The 20,570-nt window shown below is 72.9% G+C and carries 20 protein-coding genes; 6 read left to right on the top strand and 14 right to left on the bottom strand.

Annotated features, from left to right (window positions below; genetic code table 11):
- Nucleotides 1-5 precede the first annotated feature (5 nt).
- From ACXKR8_RS42120 to ACXKR8_RS42100, 5 genes are all read right to left on the bottom strand, one after another.
- The gene (locus tag ACXKR8_RS42120) at nucleotides 6-533 is read right to left on the bottom strand and encodes a LeuD/DmdB family oxidoreductase small subunit (protein WP_458269789.1); all 528 of its coding nucleotides are present in this window, start codon (nucleotides 531-533) and stop codon (nucleotides 6-8) included.
- The gene (locus tag ACXKR8_RS42115) at nucleotides 533-1,780 is read right to left on the bottom strand and encodes a 3-isopropylmalate dehydratase large subunit (RefSeq protein ID WP_458269788.1); all 1,248 of its coding nucleotides are present in this window, start codon (nucleotides 1,778-1,780) and stop codon (nucleotides 533-535) included. Before ACXKR8_RS42115 ends, ACXKR8_RS42120 begins: the two co-directional genes overlap by 1 nt.
- Before the next feature lie 5 nt (nucleotides 1,781-1,785).
- On the bottom strand, nucleotides 1,786-2,703 hold the full coding sequence (locus tag ACXKR8_RS42110; protein ID WP_458269787.1) for an isocitrate lyase/PEP mutase family protein: 918 nt from the start codon (nucleotides 2,701-2,703) through the stop codon (nucleotides 1,786-1,788).
- A 35-nt stretch (nucleotides 2,704-2,738) separates the two neighbouring features.
- Nucleotides 2,739-4,196, bottom strand: coding sequence for an MmgE/PrpD family protein (locus ACXKR8_RS42105; protein WP_458269786.1), 1,458 nt, complete (start codon nucleotides 4,194-4,196; stop codon nucleotides 2,739-2,741).
- A gap of 147 nt (nucleotides 4,197-4,343) precedes the next feature.
- Entirely contained in the window at nucleotides 4,344-5,159 is an 816-nt protein-coding gene (locus ACXKR8_RS42100; protein WP_458269785.1) for an IclR family transcriptional regulator, read from the bottom strand.
- A 162-nt stretch (nucleotides 5,160-5,321) separates the two neighbouring features.
- On the opposite strand from ACXKR8_RS42100, the gene ACXKR8_RS42095 reads away from it, so the two are divergent.
- Nucleotides 5,322-5,444 (top strand): hypothetical protein, encoded by a 123-nt coding sequence (locus ACXKR8_RS42095; protein WP_458269784.1) that lies wholly within the window; start codon nucleotides 5,322-5,324, stop codon nucleotides 5,442-5,444.
- A gap of 131 nt (nucleotides 5,445-5,575) precedes the next feature.
- On the opposite strand, the gene ACXKR8_RS42090 is transcribed toward ACXKR8_RS42095, so the two are convergent.
- Nucleotides 5,576-6,445: a helix-turn-helix transcriptional regulator gene (locus ACXKR8_RS42090; protein WP_458269783.1), complete on the bottom strand. Its 870-nt coding sequence runs from the start codon at nucleotides 6,443-6,445 to the stop codon at nucleotides 5,576-5,578.
- A gap of 131 nt (nucleotides 6,446-6,576) precedes the next feature.
- Between ACXKR8_RS42090 and ACXKR8_RS42085 the strand changes: the two genes are divergently transcribed.
- On the top strand, nucleotides 6,577-7,440 hold the full coding sequence (locus ACXKR8_RS42085) for an NAD-dependent epimerase/dehydratase family protein (protein ID WP_458269782.1): 864 nt from the start codon (nucleotides 6,577-6,579) through the stop codon (nucleotides 7,438-7,440).
- A 53-nt stretch (nucleotides 7,441-7,493) separates the two neighbouring features.
- Complete coding sequence (locus ACXKR8_RS42080) at nucleotides 7,494-8,234, top strand: DUF5995 family protein (RefSeq protein ID WP_458269781.1); 741 nt, start codon at nucleotides 7,494-7,496, stop codon at nucleotides 8,232-8,234.
- Between the two features lie 14 nt (nucleotides 8,235-8,248).
- Here the strand turns inward: ACXKR8_RS42080 and ACXKR8_RS42075 are convergent, their stop codons facing one another.
- The 5 genes from ACXKR8_RS42075 to def form a co-directional block, all read right to left on the bottom strand.
- Nucleotides 8,249-9,709: a GuaB1 family IMP dehydrogenase-related protein gene (locus ACXKR8_RS42075; RefSeq protein WP_458269780.1), complete on the bottom strand. Its 1,461-nt coding sequence runs from the start codon at nucleotides 9,707-9,709 to the stop codon at nucleotides 8,249-8,251.
- 155 nt (nucleotides 9,710-9,864) lie between these two features.
- Nucleotides 9,865-10,548: a ribulose-phosphate 3-epimerase gene (gene rpe, locus ACXKR8_RS42070; protein ID WP_458269779.1), complete on the bottom strand. Its 684-nt coding sequence runs from the start codon at nucleotides 10,546-10,548 to the stop codon at nucleotides 9,865-9,867.
- 41 nt (nucleotides 10,549-10,589) lie between these two features.
- On the bottom strand, nucleotides 10,590-11,963 hold the full coding sequence (locus ACXKR8_RS42065) for an RsmB/NOP family class I SAM-dependent RNA methyltransferase (RefSeq protein ID WP_462100061.1): 1,374 nt from the start codon (nucleotides 11,961-11,963) through the stop codon (nucleotides 10,590-10,592).
- Between the two features lie 130 nt (nucleotides 11,964-12,093).
- Nucleotides 12,094-13,023, bottom strand: a complete 930-nt coding sequence (gene fmt, locus ACXKR8_RS42060; protein ID WP_458269777.1) for a methionyl-tRNA formyltransferase — start codon at nucleotides 13,021-13,023, stop codon at nucleotides 12,094-12,096.
- Between the two features lie 38 nt (nucleotides 13,024-13,061).
- On the bottom strand, nucleotides 13,062-13,607 hold the full coding sequence (gene def / locus ACXKR8_RS42055; RefSeq protein ID WP_458269776.1) for a peptide deformylase: 546 nt from the start codon (nucleotides 13,605-13,607) through the stop codon (nucleotides 13,062-13,064).
- 220 nt (nucleotides 13,608-13,827) lie between these two features.
- Here def and ACXKR8_RS42050 point away from each other — a divergent pair, with 220 nt between their 5' ends.
- Nucleotides 13,828-14,457 (top strand): hypothetical protein, encoded by a 630-nt coding sequence (locus tag ACXKR8_RS42050; RefSeq protein ID WP_458269775.1) that lies wholly within the window; start codon nucleotides 13,828-13,830, stop codon nucleotides 14,455-14,457.
- Nucleotides 14,458-14,498: 41 nt separating this feature from the next.
- Here ACXKR8_RS42050 and ACXKR8_RS42045 read toward each other — a convergent pair whose 3' ends face one another.
- Nucleotides 14,499-16,685: a primosomal protein N' gene (locus ACXKR8_RS42045; RefSeq protein ID WP_458269774.1), complete on the bottom strand. Its 2,187-nt coding sequence runs from the start codon at nucleotides 16,683-16,685 to the stop codon at nucleotides 14,499-14,501.
- A gap of 72 nt (nucleotides 16,686-16,757) precedes the next feature.
- Here ACXKR8_RS42045 and ACXKR8_RS42040 point away from each other — a divergent pair, with 72 nt between their 5' ends.
- Nucleotides 16,758-17,126: a YbjQ family protein gene (locus ACXKR8_RS42040; protein ID WP_458269773.1), complete on the top strand. Its 369-nt coding sequence runs from the start codon at nucleotides 16,758-16,760 to the stop codon at nucleotides 17,124-17,126.
- A 53-nt stretch (nucleotides 17,127-17,179) separates the two neighbouring features.
- Nucleotides 17,180-17,896, top strand: coding sequence for a C39 family peptidase (locus ACXKR8_RS42035; protein ID WP_458269772.1), 717 nt, complete (start codon nucleotides 17,180-17,182; stop codon nucleotides 17,894-17,896).
- Between the two features lie 83 nt (nucleotides 17,897-17,979).
- Here ACXKR8_RS42035 and metK read toward each other — a convergent pair whose 3' ends face one another.
- Both metK and coaBC read right to left on the bottom strand, forming a co-directional pair.
- Nucleotides 17,980-19,188: a methionine adenosyltransferase gene (gene metK / locus ACXKR8_RS42030; protein ID WP_458269771.1), complete on the bottom strand. Its 1,209-nt coding sequence runs from the start codon at nucleotides 19,186-19,188 to the stop codon at nucleotides 17,980-17,982.
- A gap of 140 nt (nucleotides 19,189-19,328) precedes the next feature.
- Nucleotides 19,329-20,531, bottom strand: a complete 1,203-nt coding sequence (gene coaBC, locus ACXKR8_RS42025; RefSeq protein WP_458269770.1) for a bifunctional phosphopantothenoylcysteine decarboxylase/phosphopantothenate--cysteine ligase CoaBC — start codon at nucleotides 20,529-20,531, stop codon at nucleotides 19,329-19,331.
- Nucleotides 20,532-20,570 lie beyond the last annotated feature (39 nt).

Genomic DNA, 20,570 nt, shown 5'->3' with positions numbered 1-20,570 from the left:
GGGGGTCAGCCTTTCGGGATCGGAAGGTAGCCCTCGCGGGCGAGTTTGGGCAGGATGCCGCCGGCCGCCAGGATCTCCAGCACCAGCGGCGGCAACGGGCCGCCCTGGAGCCTGCTGCCAGCACCTCCGTGCTCGACGGTGCCGGCCTGCTGGATCCACCCCTCGGCGAAGTCCAGGGTCATCCGGTCGCCGTCGGCGAAGGCCGCGGTGACTCCGGGGACGGTGAGCGCGGGCAGGCCGTGGTTGATGGCGTTGCGCAGGAACAGCGAGTTGAACTCCTCGGCGACCAGCGCGGCCACGCCCAGCTCCCGGAACAGCGCGGCCACCGGACGGGAGGAGCCGAGACCGAAGTTGCGTCCGGCGACCAGGATGTCGCCGGGGCGGACCTGCTCGGTCCAGCCGGGGCGCAGCTCGTAGAAGACGTGCCGGGCCGCCTCGGGGATCGGCAGCTTCATGGCGAAGGCCGGATACATCGCGTCGGTGGTGACACTGTCGCCGACCACCCAGACCCGGCCGCTCAGTTGAGTGTCCATCAGTTCATCTCCCCACGCGGGTCGGTGACGAATCCGGTCAGGGCGGAGGCGGCCACGGTGGCGGGTGAGGCCATGTAGATCTCGGCGTCGGGGCTGCCCATCCGGCCGGTGAAGTTGCGGGTGCTGGAGGTCAGGCAGACCTCGCCGGGGCCGAGCAGGCCCATGTGGTAGCCGAAGCAGGCGCCGCAGGTGGAGTTGGTCACCACCGCCCCGGCGTCGGCGAGGTCCTGCAGATAGCCGGCCCGCATCGCGTCCCGGTAGACCTGCTGCGAGGCCGGGGTGACCAGCAGCCTTACCCCGGGGGCGACTTGGCGGCCGCGCACGATGGCGGCGGCGATCGCCAGGTCCTCCAGCTGGCCGTTGGCGCAGGAGCCGATGAAGCACTGGTTCACCGGCCGCCGCTCGATCTCGGTGATCGGGAACGCGTTGTGGCTGACCGTCCCGGGGCGGGCCACATACGGCACCAGCGCATCGAGGTCGACGCGTCGCACGGCCGCGTAGTCGGCGTCCGGATCGGGGTCGGCGGCGCGGTAGTCGGCCGCGCCGGGGGTGTGCCGGTCGATGAACTCCCGGCACAGGTCGTCGGCCGGGAAGGTGGAGAAGTCGGCGGATATCTCGGCGCCCTGGGTGGCGATGGTGCGCCGGTCGTTCATCGGGATCGAGGCCAGACCGGGGCCGCCGAACTCCAGGTTGTGGTTGGTGGCGTCGCCGTAGGTCCCGGCGAGGTGCAGGAAGACGTCCTTGCCGGAGACGCCGGCCGGCTTGCTGCCGGTGAACTCGTAGCGGATGGTCGGCGCGATCTGGAACCAGGTCGTGCCGGTGCACAGGATGGAGTACACCTCGGCCGGGCCGAGGCCCCGGGCGGCGGTGTTGTAGGCGCCGCCGGCGCAGGTGTGGGAGTCGGTGCAGGCGAGGATCTCACCGGGGCGGGCCAGCCCGTTCTCGGCGATGACCTGGTGACAGATGCCGTGCTGCCCGACGTCGTAGAACTTCTCGATGCCGAAATCCCGGGCGAAGGCACGGGCCTTGGTCCCGCCGGCGGCGTCCAGGACGGAAGGCGCCGGGACGGCGTGGTCCATCACCACGGCGACCTTGGCCGGGTCGTTGATCCGCAGCGGCTGGACCCAGCTGGTGGCGAACTGCAGATCGATCATCACGGTCATATCGACCTCGCAGACCACAGTCTGACCGACCGTCACTTCATCCAGGCCCGCATTGCGGGCGAGGATCTTCTCAATCATGGTCATCCCCATCAGACACCTGCCCTGTTCTCAGAACGGGTGCTGCGGTAGCGCTCACCGATGGCGGACCACTCGCGCAACCCCACCAGCTCGAACAGGCCCTGCGGCCCCGGAGTGAGGTCGCTGGGCAGGGTGCCGCCCAGCCGGACCAGGGAGTCGAAGCCGGCCAGCACGGTGGGCCCCAGCAGCGCGCCGGGGTGGATCGCGATCCGGTAGCCGAGCGCGGCCAGCCGCTCGGGCCCGGTGTCCGGGGTCAGTCCGCCCTGCACCATATTGATCAGCAGCGGGACGTCGTGAACCTCGGCGGCGATCCGTTCGATCTCCGCGACGCTCTGCGGGGCCTCGACAAAGACCACATCCGCGCCCGCCTCGGCGTAGAGATTGGCCCGGTCGACGGCCGCGCCGACCCCGAGCAGTCCGCGGGCGTCGGTGCGCGCGATCAGTACCAGGTCCGGGTCGGTGCGGGCGTCCAGGGCGGCGGCGAGCTTGTCGGCGAACTCAGCGGCGGGGATCAGCTCCTTGTCCGGGAGATGCCCGCACTTCTTGGGGAACGCCTGGTCCTCCAACTGGATCGCGGCGACCCCGGCCCGTTCGAACTCACGCACCGTGCGCACCACGTTCATCGGGGTGCCATAGCCGGTGTCGGCGTCGGCTATCAGCGGTACGTCGCCGAGCGCGGTCGCGACGACCCGGGCCCGGTCGGCCATCTCGGTCTGGGTCAGCAGACCGATGTCGGGCAGCCCGAAGCCGCCGACAGCGACACCCGCGCCGGTCAGATAGGCGGCGCCGAACCCGGTACGGGCGACCAGGGCGGCGGTGAGCCCGTCATAGACGCCGGGCGCGGTGATCAGACCGCCCCCGGCCAGCAGGGCGCGCAGCCGCGCGCCGGGCGAGACCGCCGGAGGGCGGTCGTGCGGGGAAAGGGACATGGGTGGTGTTCCTCGATCTCGGAGGGGGTGGGGGTTCAGTCCAGGGCGCCGCGGGCCGGGGCCGCCAGCAGCTCGATGAGTCCGGCCAGGTCGTCGTTCTGCTCCAGGCCCAGGACCAGCCGCTCGATCGCGGCGGCGCGGCCGGGGTCGATCACCCTGGCGGTGAGCGCCCGGTACTTCTCGACGATCTCCGTATTGCTCAGCGGGTCGTCCGGGCCGCCGTGCGGCTGGTTCACCGCGGAGGTCAGCGCCTCCCCGCCGCGCAGCGTCACGGTGAGCCGGGTGTTGTAGCCCGGCAGCTGCCAGTCGGGCTGCTGCGGGGTGTCCACCTGGACCACCTCGGTCCTGGCGATCAGCTCCCACACCTCGTCCGCGTCCCGGCGGGCCTCGGTGAACTGCTCGGGACGGACCTGCCCGTCCAGCAGGGCGACGGCGACGGCGTAGCCGATGTTCATCTGCGCGCCGATGGCGGTCAGCGGGCGCTCGGGCTGCCACCAGCCGTGGTGGTAGATCGCAGCGGGCACCTCGATCCGGATCCGCTCGATCTCGGCGGCGGTGATCTGCTGGTCGGCCGTGGTCTCGCGGCCGGCGGTGGTCTCGCGGCCGGCCGTCAGCGCGAGGGCGAGGTCGATGGCCGGGTGCAGGCCGCCCATCGCCGCGTGGATCTTCACGGTGATGCCCTCGGTGTTCCACTGCTCGCCCAACTGGTGGGTGATCTGGGTGGCGTCGGGCTGGTGGCCGGCGCCAAAGGTGGAGAGAAAGCCACCGTAGGGACGCTCGAAGACCCGCTTGATCCCGGTGTAGCCGACCTGCGCCAAGCCTGCCGCGTAGAAGCCGTTGCGGGAGGCGAAGCCGTGGTGCATCCGCTTGGACATGGCCTCGTACTGCGCCGCCATCAGTCCGGCGGACTGCGTCCCGGCCAGGCCCAGGGCGTCCTCGAAGGAGGCAGGGTCGAGACCGCGCAGCACGCCGCAGGCCGCGGCGGCGGCGTGGGTGCCGAACACCGAGCCCGAGTGCCAGCCGCGGGTGAGCATCTCCGGGCCGTTGAGCGCCCGGCCGACCCGGGTGCCGGTCTCGATGCCAAGCACCGTGCCCAGCAGCAGATCGCCGCCGCTGACCTGGTCCAGCTGGGAGGCGGTCGACAGCAGCGCGGGCAACAGCAGCGAGGCGGTGTGCAGCGGGGCCTGCGGGTAGTAGTCGTCGAGCTCGAAGCCCTGGATGAAGGTGCCGTTCAGCACGGCCGCAGCCGGTGCGCTGGTGCTGCGGCCCCAGCCGATCAGCGGCACGTCACCGGTGCCCTCCATGGCCAGCACCGCCTCGACGGCAGTCCTGGACCACGGCAGCTGCGCGCCGATCAGCGCGCAGCCGAGCCCGTCCAGCACCAGGTGCGCGGCCCGCCGCCGTACCCGGCCGGGGATCTGCTCCAGCCGGGTGCCGGCCAGCCAGCTCGCCAGCTGCCCGGTGGGACCGTCGGGGTCGGTCGGGAGGGACATGGCACTCATCTCCACACTGTGATTCGGGAAGTTCATATTGTGCAACTTCAGATTCACATAGTGATTCGACGGGTGTCAAGCAGACAAACGAACGCCCCCGCTGCGGAAACGCACGCAACGGGGGCGGAAGGAGGGGGCGGTGCTGGGTCAGTTCTCGCGCACACCGCCCTGGCCGGCCGCGGTGAAGTAGGCCGCCAGCCGTCCGCAGCAGGCGATGAGCTGCGCCGAGACCGCACGGGCCTGGTGCTCGGTGAAGCGCTCGGCCGGGCCGACCACGGCCACCGACAGGGTGGTCGGCGCCGCGTCCCTGAGCACCGGTGCGGCGATGCCGCGTACGCCGGGGTGGTTCACCCCGCTGGACAGGGCGAAGCCGCGGGCGGCCACCGTACGCAACCGGTCCAGCAGTTCCGCCTGCTCGGGCCGGCCCTCGACATTGCGCAGCACGATCCGCTCGGCCTCGGCCGGGTCGAGATGGGCCAGCACCGCCAGCCCGCTGGCGCCCCGGACCAGCAGGTTCGACTCACCCAGCGTGCTCACCATGCGCAGCGCGTGGGTCTCGTCCTCGACCCCGGCCACCAGGATCACCAGGTCGCCCGCCCGCTGGTGCAGGGTCACCGTCTCACCGGTGGCCCTGGCCAGCTGCTGCAGGATCGCCCGCACCGGGGCGTAGGTGTGCGCATTGAGCGCCCCGACCTCGGCGAACACCGCGCAGCGGGGTCCGGCCCGATAGCCGTCGGGGCCGAACTTCTCCGCGTAGCCCTCCTCCTGGAGCACCCGCATCAGCCGGTACGCGGTGCTCTTGGTGAGCCCGGTGCGCTCCACCAGGGTCTCCAGGCGGACCGGCTGCTCCGCGATCAGCGTCTCGATCAGCCGCAGCGCGCGCCGCGCGGTCTCCGCGCCGCGGACCCGCCCGGGGTCGGCGCCGGCGGAGTGGTCCTCGGTCTCGAAGTCGGAGCTTGTCACAATGTGAAACTATAGGCCCCATAACTCTCCCGGCACTCAGCTCGCTGCCGGCCCGCGCGCGCTGCGGAACTGTTCCCCACCGCCGTACACAACACCGCGCTGGGACGCACCTACCCGCCGTCCCGACTGGTCTCCGCGCTGCTGCCGTTCGTCGCCCTGCCGGTGCTGGACGCCCTCGGCGCGACCGTCCTCCACCTGGACTGCGGCCTACTGCTCGCGGTGCTGGTCGGCGCTGTGGCGCTCTCTGGTTCGCGCGCCAACGCCCGGCGCCCGGAGGACATCTGAGACCTGGTCAGATCGGCACGGCGCCCCCGCTCTCGCTGGACGGGGGCGCCGCACCGCGTTCAGGGCCAATTGAACGCAGCCTTATTATGGCATGTACACGCGTCATCAGGTGCGCCGGGCCGGTCCAGATCTCAGCGCACCGGGGTATCACGGTCCTCCGGGCGGGACAGGTCCTGCAGGCCGACCACGCGGAGCAGGTCGAGCCGTTCCTGGGCGACGCTGCCCGGGCGGGCGGTGTAGACGATCAGGCGCTGGCGGTGGTCGGCGCCGAGCATCACCTCGCAGTCCAGCTCGATCGCTCCGACCTGCGGGTGCAGCACCGTCTTGGTGTCCCCGCGCCGCACCGCGACATCGTGTTCGGCCCACAGCGCCGCGAACTCTGTTGAGGAGTCCAGCAGTTGCCGCACCAGCGCGGCCGCCCGCCGGTCGTCGGGCCGGGCCGCGACCACGGACCGCAACTGCGCGACGTGGATCCGGCCCAGCCGGTCCCGCTCCTCCTCGGGGAAGCGCTCGCGGGAGGCCGGCACGGCGAACCAGCGCCAGAGGATATTGCGCTCCCCGGCCGGCAGCGCGCTGTTGTCCCCGAGCAGCGCCGCCGCCATGGCGTTCTGCGCCAGCACGTCCCCGATGTCCGAGGTCACCTGCGCCGGGGTGTCGAACAGCCGGTCCAGGATCAGCAGCAGCCCGGGACGGACGTGCCCGCCGCCACCGCCGGTGGACCGCGGCGGGGCCTGCCCGGCCAGGTGGTAGAGGTGGTCCTGCTCGTCCCCGGTCAGCCGCAGCGCCCGGGCCAGCGCGGCGAGCAACTGGGTGGACGGGTGCGGCCCGCGCCGCTGCTCCAGCCGGGTGTAGTAGTCCACGGACATCCCCGCGAGCTGCGCCACCTCCTCGCGCCGCAGCCCCGGGGTGCGCCGCCGCGCGCCCTCGGGCAGGCCCACGTCGGCCGGGCTGAGGCGGGTCCGGGAGCGGCGGAGGAAGTCGGCGAGCTGGGCGCGGTCCATGCCTCCAGCATCCACCGGCGGCGTCCGGCTAACCAGGGACTCCCGATCCCCCGATCAAGAGGTCTCTCCCCCGAGGCCTGACGCCGCAGCAAGGTGAGGGCGACAGACCCCGAGAGAAACGGAACCCAACCATGAGCGTCATTCTGGTCACCGGTGCCACCGGCCAGGTCGGCAAGCGCCTGGTCCCCCGCCTGCTGCAGTGGTGCGGCGCGGACGAGCGGATCCGGGTCCTGGTCCGGGACGAGGACCGCGCCGCGCCGCTCACCGCCCTCGGCGCCGAGGCCGTGTTCGGCGACCTCCGCGAGGAGGCCGACCGGGCCAAGGCCCTGGACGGCGCCACGGCCGTCATCAATGTCGCCGCAGCCTTTCGCGGCGTCCCGGCGGACGAGGCCTGGGCGGTCAACCGCGACGCGGCCCTCGCCCTGGGCCGGCAGGCCCTGGACGCGAGGGTCGGCCGCTTCGTCCACACCAGCACCAACCTGGTCTATGGCGCCGGCCGGGGCCGGCCGGCCCGCGCCGGGGACGAGCTGCGCCCGGACGCCGCCTGGGGCGCCTACCCGGCGTCCAAGGCGCAGGCCGACCTCGGGCTGCTGGAACTGCACGCCGCCCAGGGACTGCCACTGGTGATCGTCCGGCTGGCCTACGTCTACGGCGAGGGCGACCCGCATCTGCGGGAGGCGCTGCCGCGGACCGCGGACTGGGCCGCGCACCGCAAGCTGCCGCTGGTGCACCACGCGGACGTGGCCCAGGCGCTGTTCCGCGCCCTGCGCACGCCCGGTGTCGAAGGCAGGATCTACAACGCCTCCGACGACGCCCCGGCCAGCGCCCACGACATCCACCGGCTGGCCGGACTGACCCTGCCGGACCCGGCCGGGCAGCTGCAGGACCCGGACCCGTGGTCGGGCATCGCCGACAACCTCCCGCTCCGCGAGGAGCTCGGCTGGCGTCCGCTCTACCCCTCGGTCTGGACCGCCCGCGACGCCGGCGTGCTGTAGACCCTGGATCTTCCGGATCGCCGTCCCGCCCGGGCCGGGGCAGGCTGGATCGTATGACCACCGAAGCCCGGACCAGCGGCGGCAGCGGCAGCGGCATCGGCAGCGGCATCGATGCCGGCGTAGCCGAGATCGTGCGGCGGCTGCGGCTGCTCCTCGCCGGGCTGCCGCCGCAGGACGGGGTGGCGGTGTTCGGCGGCGCCTATCTGACCGTCACCCGGTCGGTCGCCGACCACCTCGCCGCGGGCGACCTGTTCCGCTCCCCCGCCGAGGTCGCCCCCCTGGACGTACTGTTCGCCGACCGCTTCCTGGACGCGCTGGCCGCCCCGCGTGCCCCCGCCTGCTGGCGGCCGCTGCTGGAGTTCCGGCTGCACCCCGGCATCCTGCCGGTGCAGTTCGCGTTGTCCGGGATGAACGCCCATATCGAGCACGACCTGCCGCTGGCCGTGGTCGACGCCTGCGCCGCGCTGGGCTGCTCCCCGGAGGAGTTGGCGACCGACTTCCACCGGGTGAACGACCTGCTGGCCCAGGTCGAGGAGCAGGTGCGGGAGCAGCTGATGCCCGCGCCCGGGGAACTGGAGCAGGCCGAGCCGCTGCTGCACCTGCTCAGCTCCTGGAGCATCGACCGGGCCAGGGACGCCGCCTGGGCCTCGGCGGTCACCTTCTGGGAGCTGCGCGACCGCCCGCTCCCCCGCGCGGTGGCCTCCGCCGCGCTGGACGACGCCACCGGGCTGGTCTGCCGCTGCCTGCTCACCCCGCTCGGGCCCTCCACGGACGCAGGCGGGGGCGCGGGCTGAACAGCCGGTGAGCGCTACCAGCTGGCGTGCAGCGGCTTGCCCTCGGCGTAGCCGGCCGCGCTCTGCACGCCGACCACGGCCTTCTGGTGGAAGTCCTCCAGCGAGTGCGCGCCCGCGTAGGTGCAGGAGCTGCGGACGCCCGCGACGATCGAGTCGATCAGGTCCTCGACGCCGGGCCGGGCCGGGTCCAGGAACATCCGCGAGGTGGAGATGCCCTCCTCGAACAGCGCCTTGCGGGCCCGGTCGTAGGAGGACTCGTCGGAGGTCCGGTTGCGCACCGCGCGGGCCGAGGCCATGCCGAAGCTCTCCTTGTACTGGCGGCCGTCGGCCGAGGTCTGCAGATCCCCGGGCGACTCGTAGGTCCCGGCGAACCAGGAGCCGATCATCACGTTGGACGCGCCCGCGGCCAGCGCCATGGCCACGTCGCGCGGGTGCCGCACGCCGCCGTCGGCCCAGACGTGCTTGCCGAGCCGGCGGGCCTCGGCGGCGCACTCCAGCACCGCGGAGAACTGGGGCCGGCCGACGCCGGTCATCATCCGGGTGGTGCACATGGCGCCGGGGCCGACGCCGACCTTGAGGATGTCCGCCCCGGCCTCGACCAGGTCGCGCACCCCGGCGGCGGCGACCACGTTGCCGGCCACGATCGGCACCTGCGGGTCCAGGCCGCGCACCGCCCGCAGCGCGCTGATCATCGACTCCTGGTGGCCGTGCGCGGTGTCCACGACCAGCACGTCCGCCCCGGCCTCCAGCAGCGACTTCGCCTTGCCCGCGACATCGCCGTTGATGCCGACGGTGGCGGCGATCCGCAGCCGGCCCCGGTCATCCACGGCGGGGGTGTAGAGGGTGGCCCGCAGCGCGTTCTTGCGGGTCAGGATGCCGACCAGGTCGCCGCGCGCGTCGACCACGGGGGCGAGCTTGCGGTGCGCGTTGTTGAGCCGCTCGAAGGCGTCCCTGGGGGCGATGCCCTCCTCCAGCAGCAGCAGATCGGCCGACATCACCGCGGAGAGGCTGGTGAAGCGGTCCACGCCCTGGCAGTCGGCGGTGGTGACCACGCCGACCGGCTTGCCGTCCTCGACCACGACCACGGCGCCGTGGGCCCGCTTGGGGAGCAGCGACAGCGCGTCGGCGACGGTGGCGCCGGGGGCCAGGGTGATCGCGGTGTCGTGCACCAGGTGGCGCTGCTTGACCCAGTCGACGACATCGGCGACGACCTCGAACGGGATGTCCTGCGGGATCGCGACCAGACCGCCGCGGCGGGCCACGGTCTCGGCCATCCGACGTCCGGCGATGGCCGTCATATTGGCCACCACCAGCGGGATCGTGGTGCCGGTCCCGTCCACCGAGGAGAGGTCCACGGCCTGCCGGGAGCCCACCGAGGAGCGGCTGGGCACCATGAACACGTCGTCGTAGGTCAGGTCGTACGGCACCGTGGAGCGCTCGTCGTAGCTGCCGGTCTGGGGGTTCAAGAAGCGCATGTGGGGACTCTCTGCTGCAGTGGGCACGCCCTGCACCCAACGTTCGATTCTCGTACATATGACGCGAAGGGTCCAGCCGAGCGGCCCATCCTGCGCTTACGCACAACCGGCCGGCGGAAGGAGCGGCCCGCGTTTGTGGTTTCCCACAAAGCAGGTCAGTGCTGGTGCACCCAGGGTGAGTTCTCGGTCGCCGCGGCGGCCAGCTCGCGCAGCTTGCGGACCGCCTCGGCCGGGTCCTCGGCCCCGTACACGGCCGACCCGGCCACGAAGACGTCGGCGCCCGCGTCGGCGCAGCGCTCGATGGTCTCGGCCGAGACCCCGCCGTCGAGCTGCAGCCACAGCTGCAGGCCGTGCCGGTCGATCAGCTGCCGGGTGCGGCGGATCTTGGGCAGCATGATGTCGAGGAAGGACTGGCCGCCGAAGCCCGGCTCCACGGTCATGATCAGGATCATGTCCAGCTCGGGCAGCAGGTCCTCGTAGGGCTCGATCGGCGTGGCCGGCTTCAGCGCCATCGAGGCCCGCGCCCCCAGCGCGCGGATCTCCCGGGCCAGCCGGACCGGCGCGGCGGCGGCCTCGACGTGGAAGGTCACCGAACCGGCGCCGGCCTCGGCGTACTGCGGGGCCCAGCGGTCGGGGTCCTCGATCATGAGGTGGCAGTCCAGCGGGATGTCGGTGGCCTTGCGCAGCGACTCGACCACCGGCAGGCCCAGGGTCAGGTTCGGCACGAAGTGGTTGTCCATGACGTCCACATGCAGCCAGTCGGCGCCGCGGACGGCCTCGGCCTCCTCGCCGAGCCGGGCGAAGTCCGCTGACAGGATGCTGGGGCTGATCTGAGGCATGTCCCAAACCTTCATCTGAGGGGTGGTCAACTGCTGGAGGGTCAGGCCTTCTTGCGGAGCAGGGCCAGGTACATCGCGTCGGTGCCGTGCAGATGCGGCCAGAGCTGGACGTCCGGGCCCTCGCCCAGGTCCGGGACGCCGGGCAGCAGCGGGCGGGCGTCGATCAGCTCCAGGTCGTCACGGGCGCGCAGCACGTCCTGCACCACCGTCCTGGTCTCCACCAGGTGCGGCGAGCAGGTGGCGTAGCCGATCACGCCGCCGGGGCGGGTGGCGTCCACGGCGGAGGTCAGCAGGCCGCGCTGGAGCGGGCCGAAGTGGGCCATGTCCGCCGGGGTGCGGCGCCAGCGGGACTCCGGGCGGCGGCGCAGCGCGCCCAGGCCGCTGCACGGCACGTCGACCAGGACCCGGTCGAACGAGCCGGGCCGCCAGGCGGGCCGCAGCCCGTCCGCGGTGACCACGGCGTACGGTCCTGGGTTGCCGTCCAGCGCGTTGGCGACCAGGGCCGCACGGTGCGGCTGCGACTCGGAGGCGACCAGGAAGGCGTCCCGCTGCGAGGCCAGCGCGGCCAGCAGCGCGGCCTTGCCGCCGGGGCCCGCGCAGAGGTCCAGCCACAGCCCGTCGCGTCCCTCCAGCGGGGCCGCGGCCAGCGCGGCGGCGACCAGCTGGCTGCCCTCGTCCTGGACCCCGGCCCGGTTCTCCTTGACCGCCTCGACCAGGCCCGGCTCGCCGCCCTCGACCAGCTGCACCGCGTACGGGGACCAGCGGCCCGGCGCGGTGTCCTCGGCCGGCAGCGAGTCCCGCAGCTCCTGCGCGGTGGACCGGCCCGGACGGGCGACCAGGGTGACCGCGGGGCGGGCGTTGTCGGCGGCGAGCAGCTCGGAGACGGCGGCCCGGCCGCAGTGCGCGGGCTGCCATGTTCCGAGCGAGTCCCAGAGCGCGGAGACCACCCAGCGCGGGTGCGAGTACATCACCGCGAGGTGGTCCTCGGCGTCCTGCTCGTACGGGGGCGCGACCTGCTCCAGCCAGGTGTCCAGGTCCTGGGTGCTGATCTTGCGCATCACCGCGTTGACGAACTTGGCCCGGCCGTCGCCCAGCACCACCCGGGCCAGCTCCACGGTCGCGGACACGGCCGCGTGCGCCGGGATCCGAGTGGCCAGCAGCTGGTGCGCGCCCAGCGACAGCACGTCCAGGACGTTGGGGTCGACCTTGCTCAGCGGGCGGTCGATGCAGGCGCCGATGACCGCGTCGTAGCTGCCGCGCATCCGCAGCGTGCCGTAGACCAGCTCGGTGGCGAAGGCAGCGTCGCGGCGGTCGAAGTTCTCGTTCTTCTCGGCCTTGCGCAGCAGCGAGGGCAGGATCAGGTTGGCGTAGGCGTCGCGCTCGTCCACGGCGCGGAGCGCGGTGAAGGCGAGCATCCGGGCCGGGTCCTTCTTCGGACGGCGGTGCGGACGGGGGCCTTGGCGGTGGGGGGTGTGCTCATGTGCTGCCTCGCAAGGTGCTGACGTTGGTTATGGACGAACGGAGAGTGACGAACGGAGAGTGCTGTTAGCTGCCGAGGCGCTCGCCGGTCTCCAGGCGCGAGCCACGGGCCCAGTCTCCCGCGGACATCCGCTTCTTGCCCTGCGGCTGGACCTCGCCCAGCTCGATCTCATGGCTGCCGGTGCCGACCCGGACGGTGTTCTTGGCCACCGCGATCTCGCCCGGCACCAGCTCGGAGCGGCCGGCCGCGAGCCGGACCGGGCCCAGCTTCAGCCGCTCGCCGCGGAACAGGGTCCAGGCGCCGGGCGCGGGCGCGCAGCCGCGGACGATCCGGTCCACCCGCAGCGCGGGGGCGGTCCAGTCCACCCTGGCGTCCTCGACACTGATCTTGGGCGCCAGGCTGATGCCGTCGGCGGGCTGCGGACGGGCCTCCAGGGTGCCCGCCTCGATCCCGTCCATGGTCGCCGTGAGCAGCCGCGAACCCGAGCGGGACAGCCGTTCCAGCAGGTCACCGCTGGTGTCGCCGGGACGCACCAGCTCGGTGACGGTGCCGTAGACCGGTCCTGAGTCCAGCCCCTCCTCGATCAGGAAGGTGGACGCGCCGGTCACCTCGTCCCCGGCCATCACCGCGTGCTGGACCGGGGCCGCGCCGCGCCAGGCCGGCAGCAGCGAGAAGTGCAGATTCACCCAGCCGAGGCGCGGGACGTCCAGCGCCGCCTTGGGCAGCAGCGCGCCGTAGGCGACCACCGGGCAGCAGTCGGGCGCGATCGCGGCCAGCCGCTCCAGGAACTCCGGCTCGCGCGGCCGTCCCGGTTTGAGCACCTCGATCCCGGCCTGCTCCGCCAGCTGGGCGACCGGGCTGGCGACCAGCTTCCGCCCGCGCCCGGCGGGGGCGTCCGGACGGGTGACCACGGCGGCGACCTCGTGCCCGGAGGCGATCAGCGCCTCCAGCGCGGGCAGGGCGGGCTCGGGGGTACCGGCGAAGACGAGCTTCATACGCGGGTGCGGCCTCTCGGGAAGAAGTGATGAGCTGCTTACAGGGCGCGGCCGAAGGTGCTGTGCGGGGAGACCCGGACCTGCGGCGCGGAGTCGCCGGCCCACTCGGCCTCACGGATCGCCCGCAGCGCCGCCTTCCGCTGCTCGCGGTCCAGCCGGTCGATGAAGATGATGCCGTCCAAGTGGTCGGTCTCGTGCTGGATGCAGCGGGCCAGTAGCTGGGTGCCCTCGATGGTGACCGGGTCACCGTACTCGTTGAAGCCCTTGGCGACGACGCCGAAGGCCCGCTTGCAGTCGAAGGTGAGCCCCGGCAGCGACAGGCAGCCCTCGGGGCCGTCCTGCTCCTCGTCGCTCAGGTCCAGGCTGGGGTTGATCAGATGACCGAAGACCCCGTCCACGTGGTAGGTGAAGACCCGCAGCGAGACCCCGATCTGAGGGGCCGCCAGACCCCGGCCCGGGGCGTCCTTCATGGTCTCGGTGAGGTCCCTGACCAGGTTCCGCAGCTCCTTGTCGAACACCGTCACCGGTAGCGCGGCCGACCGGAGCACCGGGTCGCCGAAGATACGGATGGGCTGAATCGCCACGGAACGGGCTCCCGTCGGTCAGGGTGGAGGCGTGCAGAAGGCCCTCGTGCACAGAAGCACCAGTGTACTGAGGGGGCAGGCGGCAAATCGCCGCCGGTCGAACAGCGGCGCGCGCACGCCCCGTATCTGCTTCCGCACGCCCTCGCCGTGACTGAACGGGCTCGGGAACGTTGGTCAAGGAAGATTGACCGCCGGTTTTCCGAGAGGCTCCCCAAACAACATGGCCGAACACGCCACTCACGACGCCCGCGCCAGGGCCAGCCTGCACCTGCTGGTGCGGGACATCGAGCGGGTGCGCCGCCAGGTGGACGCCCTGCGCACGCTCACCGCGCAGCTGGGCAACGTCTACCGGCCCCGCCGCCCGACCACCTCCGCCGGATTCGTGGTCTACGGCCGCGCCCCCGCGCCCACCGTCCGGCTCGCCCAGGAACTGCGGGACAGCGTGGAGGGGCTGGTGGCGGCCGCCGTCGAGTTCGACCGCTCGCTCGGCTTCTCCTGGGACGCCGTGGGCTCCGCGCTGGGCGTCACCAAGCAGGCGGTGCACCGCAGGTACGGGGTGCGCCGCCCGGCCGACACCGCGGCCGAAGGATCGCTGCCGAGCGGGCACGAGCAGGCCTTCGCCGAGATCCAGGCCGCGGCCGCGGCGGCGGGCGGCGGCACGGACACGGGCGTGCCGGGCCCGCACCAGGTCCCGGCCCAGACCGCGGGGTCAGGGCCGGGCGGCAGCCTTGCTGCGGGGGTGGGGAGCGGGGTGCAGATCCCCGGCGGACTGTCCCGGGCCATCCCCTCCGCCCGGCGCGACCCGGCCGCCCGGCCGCCTCCCGAGAGCTCTCCGGCGCCCGGCCCCTGAGCAAACCCGGTTCCACCCGGACCCACCCCCGGCGGCCGCGGTCAGCCGATGTCCAGCGGGTCGATCCTGACCCGCACCGGCTCGGCCGACCTGCGGACCAGCTGGGCCACCTGCGCCGCCTTCAGCGCGGTGGCCAGCTCGGCGCCCCGCCCCGGTTCCACCCGCAGCAGCACCCGCTCCTCGTCGGAGCCCGAGCCAGAGCCCGAACCAGACCCCGAGCCCGAGGCCGGCACCGGGCCGAGCACGTCCGCGCCCTCGGGCAGCCGCAGCAGGGCCAGCAGATCCTCCACCGAGGCCGCGCTGCCGGTCACCGAGGCCATCCGGGACACCGGCGGGAAGTGCAGCTCGGCCCGCTCCGCCAGCTCCACCCCGGCGAACCCGGCCGGATCCCAGCGCACCAGCGCCTGCACCGGGCGCAGCCCCTCGTCGGCGACCACCACCACCAAGCCGCCCTGCTCCCTCGGCCGGACCAGCGCCGCCGCGTTCAGCCAGCGCCGCAGGGTGTCCTCGCCGGCCCGCAGATCGGCCCGGCCCAGCAGCGCCCAGCCGTCCAGCAGCAGCGCGGCGGCATAGCCGCCCTCCGCCACCGGCTCGGCCCCCGGCGTCGACACCACCAGCGCCGGCGCGTCCGGCACCGTGGCCAGCACCTCGCCCCGGCCCGAGGTCCGCACCGGGACCAGCGGAAACGCCCGCCCCAGCTCCTCCGCCGTGCGCCTGGCCCCGACCACCTGGGCCCGCAGCCTGGTCGAGCCGCACTCCACGCAGTGCCAGTCGGGGTCGAGCCGGCCGCACCAGACGCAGCAGAGCACGCCCTCCGCGTCCCGCAGCTCCAGCGGGCCTGCGCAGTGCCGGCAACGGGCCCGGGCCCGGCAGCGCACACAGGCCAGCCGGGGCACATAGCCGCGCCGGGGCACCTGCACCAGCACCGGGCCCCGGGTCAGCGCCTCCCGCGCCGTGCTCCAGGCGTGCGAGGGCAGCCGGGCCGCGCGCGCCCCGGCGTCATTGGCCTGGTCCCGCTCCGACACCGTACGGATCAGCGGCGCGGCCCGGCGCACCTCCGCCCGCTCGCCCAGCAGCGGCCGGGCCCAGCCGGTGTGCAGCAGCTGCGCCGACTCCACGGTCACGGTCAGACCGCCGATCAGCACCGCCGCCCCGGCCGCGCCCGGGGAACCTGCCGAACCCGCGTTGCCCTCGCCTGAAGTGCTCGCCATCGACGGCAGCGCCCGCAGCAGCAGGACGTCCCTGGCATGGGGATAGGGGGCATGCTCATCGCTGTGCCGGTCGTCCCCGTCGTCCCAGACCGCGACCAGGCCCAGGTCCGCCACCGGCGCGAACATCGCCGCCCTGGTCCCCACCACCGCCCGCACCGAGCCGCGGCTCACCGCCAGCCAGCGCCGGTAGCGCTCCTCCGGGGCGTGCTCCGCCGTCAGCGCCACATGCCGTCCGGAGCCCAGCAGCTCCAGCAGCGCCGCGTCCAGCTGCGCCACCGACCGGCCGTCCGGCAGCACCACCAGCGCCCCGCGCCCGGACGCCAGCGTCGCCGCCACCGCCCGCGCCAGCTCCTCGGCCCAGCTGCCGCCGGGCAGCGCCGCCCACACCGCGCGCGGCGACTCCCCCGCCGCCAGCGCGGTCAGGAACGCCTCCCCCAGCGGATAGCGCAGCCAGCTGCCCGGCTCGGGCGCCGCCGGGGCCGGCAGCGGCTCGGCCGAGGGCTCCGCCTCGGCCCGGTTGCGCTTGGGCGGCACCGCCAGCTGCAGCACATCGGCCAGCGTCCCGGCGTAGCGGTCGGCCACCGCGCGGCACAGCCGCAGCAGCTCCGGCGTCAGCACCCGCTCCGGCGAGAGCACATGGAGCAGCGGGGCCAGCGACCCGGAGTAGTCGGACTTCGCCAGCCGGGCCACCACGAAGCCGTCGATCAGACCGCCGCCCTCGCGCCGCCCGTCCACCATCTTGGCGCCGAAGCGCACCCTGACCCGCACACCCGGTTGGGCGATCTCGTCCAGATCGACCGGAACGGAGTAGTCGAAGTACTGGTCGATCACCAGCACGCCCTTGTTCACGACCACCCGCGCCACCGGCAGATGACTGGTCGTCGCCTTGGGGTTCACCCGGGGCTTCGCCCTGGCCCTGGCCTTCATGAGCTCGAACCGGACCAGCTCCAGCTGCTCCCCCGACCCGGCACCGGCCTCCGGTGCGGCAGCGGATTCGGAGTCAGGAGTGCCGTTCATACCCGTAGTCCTATCAGAGCGGACCGACAGTTTCCGCTGCCGAGATGACCTTGGAAAGGCAGAATGCGAAGCATGACGAATCTTGACGACTTCGGCGGCGGACAGCACAGCACCGAGGTCCTGGTGGTCACCACCAACGATGTCCAGGGGTACCGCGTCGACCGGGTGATCGGAGAGGTCTTCGGACTCACCGTCCGCTCCCGCAACCTCGGCTCCCAGATCGGCGCGGGCCTCAAGTCGCTGGCCGGGGGCGAGCTCCGCGGGCTCACCAAAACCCTTGTGGAAAGCCGGAACCAGGCCATGGACAGGCTCGTCGAACAAGCCAGGGCCAGGGGGGCGAACGCCGTTCTCGCCATGAGGTTCGACGTCACCGAGGCCGGCGGAAACGGAACGGAGATCTGCGCCTACGGCACAGCCGCCGTCATCAGCCCGGTGGGCTGACCACCGCAGCCGACCGTACCAGCGCACGACCCGACCAGGGGGGATACATCAGCATGCCCGGACGCCCAGTCCGCTCGACCCGAAGGCGCCGCCTCCGCAGCGCCCTGTTCACCGCCGGAGCAGCCACCCTGCTGCTCGGCCTGATCCCCGCCACCGGCGCGGCCGCCGCCACCCTCCCGACCTCGCGGAGCATGCGGGTGCCGATGTACCGGCAGCAGGAGGCCAACGACTGCGAGGCCACCGCGCTGCGGATGGTGCTCGCCTACCGGGGGCACCAGCGCAGCGACAAGCAGTTGCTCAGCTCCATCGGCGTCGATCTGAAGCACCCTCACTTCGGCTACTCGGGCAAGACCTCCGGCGACCCCTACCGGGCCTTCGTGGGCAACCCCAACGGCAGCGAGTCCCGGGGCACCGGCTACGGGGTCTTCTACCCGCGGATCGCCGCCGCCGCCAAGGCCAACGGCGCGAAGGTGCTGATCGCCCAGCAGAACTACTCCCCGGCGAAGCTGTATCTGCAGCTCCGGGCCGGGCACCCGGCGGTGGTCTGGATCGACTACCTCTGGCGGGCGAAGAAGAGCACGTACTACCGGGCCTACGACGGCCGGCTGATCCCCTACGCGGGCCCGGCCGAGCATGCGATCACCCTGGTCGGGGTGACCCCGCACGGCGTCTATGTGAACGACCCTGCGCGCGGCTACTACTGGGTCAACAAGACCAAGTTCCAGGCCGGCTACTCCACCTACCACGACATGGCCGTGGTCATCAGCTGACCGGCGGACCACAGCAGGCCCCCGCCCGGATCGCTCCGGACGGGGGCCTGCTCGGTGCCGTGGATCAGCCCGCGTCGGACTGGTCAGCCCTTGACGGCGGCCTTCAGCGCCTCGGCGCGGTCGGTGCGCTCCCAGGTGAAGTCCGGCAGCTCGCGGCCGAAGTGGCCGTAGGCGGCGGTCTGGGCGTAGATCGGCCGCAGCAGGTCCAGGTCGCGGATGATCGCGGCCGGGCGCAGGTCGAAGACCTGGGTCACCGCGAGCTGGATCGCGTCGACCGGGGCGGTCTCGGTGCCGAAGGTCTCCACGAACAGGCCCACCGGCTCGGCCTTGCCGATCGCGTAGGCGACCTGGACCTCGGCGCGGCGGGCCAGACCCGCGGCGACGATGTTCTTGGCCACCCAGCGCATCGCGTACGCCGCCGAGCGGTCCACCTTGGACGGGTCCTTGCCGGAGAAGGCGCCGCCGCCGTGCCGGGCCATCCCGCCGTAGGTGTCCACGATGATCTTGCGGCCGGTCAGGCCGGCGTCGCCCATCGGGCCGCCGATCTCGAACCGCCCGGTCGGGTTCACCAGCAGCCGGTAACCGTCGGTGATCAGGTCGATGCCCGCGTCGGCCAGCGCCTTGAGCTCCGGCTCCACCACGAACTCGCGGATGTCGGGAGCGAGCAGCGAGTCCAGGTCGATGTCGGACGCGTGCTGCGAGGACACCACGACGGTGTCGAGCCGCACGGCCTTGTCGCCGTCGTACTCGATGGTGACCTGGGTCTTGCCGTCCGGGCGCAGGTACGGGATGGTCCCGTTCTTGCGGACCGCGGACAGCCGCTCGGAGAGGCGGTGCGCCAGGCTGATCGGCAGCGGCATCAGCTCGGGGGTGTCGTCGCAGGCGTAGCCGAACATCAGGCCCTGGTCGCCCGCGCCCTGCTTGTCCAGCTCGTCGTCGTCGCCCTCGACCCGCGCCTCGAAGGCGTCGTCGACGCCCTGGGCGATGTCGGGGGACTGCGCGCCGATGGACACCGACACGCCGCAGGAGGCGCCGTCGAAGCCCTTCTTCGACGAGTCGTAGCCGATCTCGAGGATCTTCTCACGGACGAGGGCCGCGATCGGCGCATACGCCTTGGTGGTGACCTCACCGGCGATGTGCACCTGGCCGGTGGTGATCAGCGTCTCAACGGCGACCCGGGAGTGCGGGTCGTCCTTGAGCAGTGCGTCGAGAATCGTGTCACTGATCTGGTCAGCGATCTTGTCCGGGTGACCCTCGGTCACGGACTCAGAGGTAAACAGGCGGCGAGACACAGCGCTCCCTGGGTTGCAGCGGCTGCTGACTGAACCACCCGGCCCGAATGGCGCGGGCGGTCCGGAAAGACTTATTGAGGACTACTGCGGGAGTCTAGCCAACGGAACCCTCCGGCGGCCCAACCGGTCCAGCTTTTGGATCAACCGGCCAGTCGTGAGGAGACCAGATCCCACACCACGTCGGCCAGCGCCGCCTTGGGCCCGAACGGCACCTCGGTCTCGGAACCGTCGCCGGCCAGGATCACCGCCTCGTTGTCCGCGCTGCCGAACGCCAGCCCCCCGCCGACCTGGTTGACGACCAGCAGGTCGCAGCCCTTCCTGGCGAGCTTGGCCCGGCCGTTGGCCAGCACGTCGTCGGTCTCGGCCGCGAAGCCCACCACCACCTGGCCCGGCCTGGGCCGGTCCCGGGAGAGCTCGGCCAGGATGTCGCGGGTGCGCACCAGCGCCACCGGCGCCGGCTCCACCCCGTCCACCTTCTTGATCTTCCCGGCGGCGTACTCGGCCGGACGGAAGTCGGCCACCGCGGCGGCCAGCACCACCGCGTCGGCGTCCGCCGCGGCGGCCAGCACCGCGACCCGCATCTCCTCCGCCGTGCCGACCCGGACCAGGTCGACTCCGGCCGGATCCGACAGCTCGGTGTGCCCGGCCACCAGGGTGACCCGGGCCCCGCGCGCCGCGGCCACCGAGGCCAGCGCATAGCCCTGGCGGCCGGTGGAGAGGTTGCCGAGGAAGCGCACCGGATCCAGCGGCTCTCTGGTGCCCCCGGCGGAGACCACCACATGGCGTCCGGCGAGGTCCTGCTCCCCGGCGGCGGCACCGCGGGCCAGCACCCGGCTGCACAGCTCGAAGATCGCCTCAGGGTCCGGGAACCGGCCCTTGCCGGTGTCCGCGCCGGTCAGCCGCCCCACCGCCGGCTCGATCACGATCGCCCCGCGGCGGCGCAGCGTGGCGACGTTCTCCCGGGTCGCCGGGTGCTCCCACATCTCGGTGTGCATCGCCGGGGCGAACACCACCGGACAGCGGGCGGTCAGCAGGGTGTTGGTCAGCAGGTCGTCGGCCAGCCCGTGCGCGGCCTTGGCCAGCAGGTCGGCCGTGGCCGGGGCGATCACCAGCAGGTCGGCGCGCTGCCCGATCCGCACGTGCGGGACCTCGTGGACGTCCGCCCAGACCTCGGTGGACACCGGATGCCCGGAGAGCGCCGACCAGGTGGCCGCGCCGACGAAGTGCAGCGCCGACGCGGTCGGCACCACCCGCACGTCGTGGCCCGACTCCGAGAATCGCCGCAGCAGCTCACACGCCTTGTAGGCGGCGATCCCGCCGCTGACACCAAGAACGACGTTCACTGCCACTCAACTCCCTGGGATCAAAGCAAACGCCGCGAT

This window comes from Streptacidiphilus sp. PAMC 29251, assembly GCF_054208735.2.
This window is presented reverse-complemented; position numbering and strand designations above follow the sequence as displayed.

Excerpts from the sequence above, each read along its gene's own strand:
- ACXKR8_RS42120 (WP_458269789.1), bottom strand. The coding sequence starts at position 533 with ATGGACACTCAACTGAGCGGCCGGGTCTGGGTGGTCGGCGACAGTGTC.
- ACXKR8_RS42115 (WP_458269788.1), bottom strand. The coding sequence starts at position 1,780 with ATGACCATGATTGAGAAGATCCTCGCCCGCAATGCGGGCCTGGATGAA.
- ACXKR8_RS42110 (WP_458269787.1), bottom strand. The coding sequence starts at position 2,703 with ATGTCCCTTTCCCCGCACGACCGCCCTCCGGCGGTCTCGCCCGGCGCG.
- ACXKR8_RS42105 (WP_458269786.1), bottom strand. The coding sequence starts at position 4,196 with ATGTCCCTCCCGACCGACCCCGACGGTCCCACCGGGCAGCTGGCGAGC.
- ACXKR8_RS42090 (WP_458269783.1), bottom strand. The coding sequence starts at position 6,445 with ATGGACCGCGCCCAGCTCGCCGACTTCCTCCGCCGCTCCCGGACCCGC.
- ACXKR8_RS42085 (WP_458269782.1), top strand. The coding sequence starts at position 6,577 with ATGAGCGTCATTCTGGTCACCGGTGCCACCGGCCAGGTCGGCAAGCGC.
- ACXKR8_RS42080 (WP_458269781.1), top strand. The coding sequence starts at position 7,494 with ATGACCACCGAAGCCCGGACCAGCGGCGGCAGCGGCAGCGGCATCGGC.
- ACXKR8_RS42075 (WP_458269780.1), bottom strand. The coding sequence starts at position 9,709 with ATGCGCTTCTTGAACCCCCAGACCGGCAGCTACGACGAGCGCTCCACG.
- rpe (WP_458269779.1), bottom strand. The coding sequence starts at position 10,548 with ATGCCTCAGATCAGCCCCAGCATCCTGTCAGCGGACTTCGCCCGGCTC.
- ACXKR8_RS42065 (WP_462100061.1), bottom strand. The coding sequence starts at position 11,963 with ATGCTCGCCTTCACCGCGCTCCGCGCCGTGGACGAGCGCGACGCCTAC.
- fmt (WP_458269777.1), bottom strand. The coding sequence starts at position 13,023 with ATGAAGCTCGTCTTCGCCGGTACCCCCGAGCCCGCCCTGCCCGCGCTG.
- ACXKR8_RS42050 (WP_458269775.1), top strand. The coding sequence starts at position 13,828 with ATGGCCGAACACGCCACTCACGACGCCCGCGCCAGGGCCAGCCTGCAC.
- ACXKR8_RS42045 (WP_458269774.1), bottom strand. The coding sequence starts at position 16,685 with ATGAACGGCACTCCTGACTCCGAATCCGCTGCCGCACCGGAGGCCGGT.
- ACXKR8_RS42040 (WP_458269773.1), top strand. The coding sequence starts at position 16,758 with ATGACGAATCTTGACGACTTCGGCGGCGGACAGCACAGCACCGAGGTC.
- ACXKR8_RS42035 (WP_458269772.1), top strand. The coding sequence starts at position 17,180 with ATGCCCGGACGCCCAGTCCGCTCGACCCGAAGGCGCCGCCTCCGCAGC.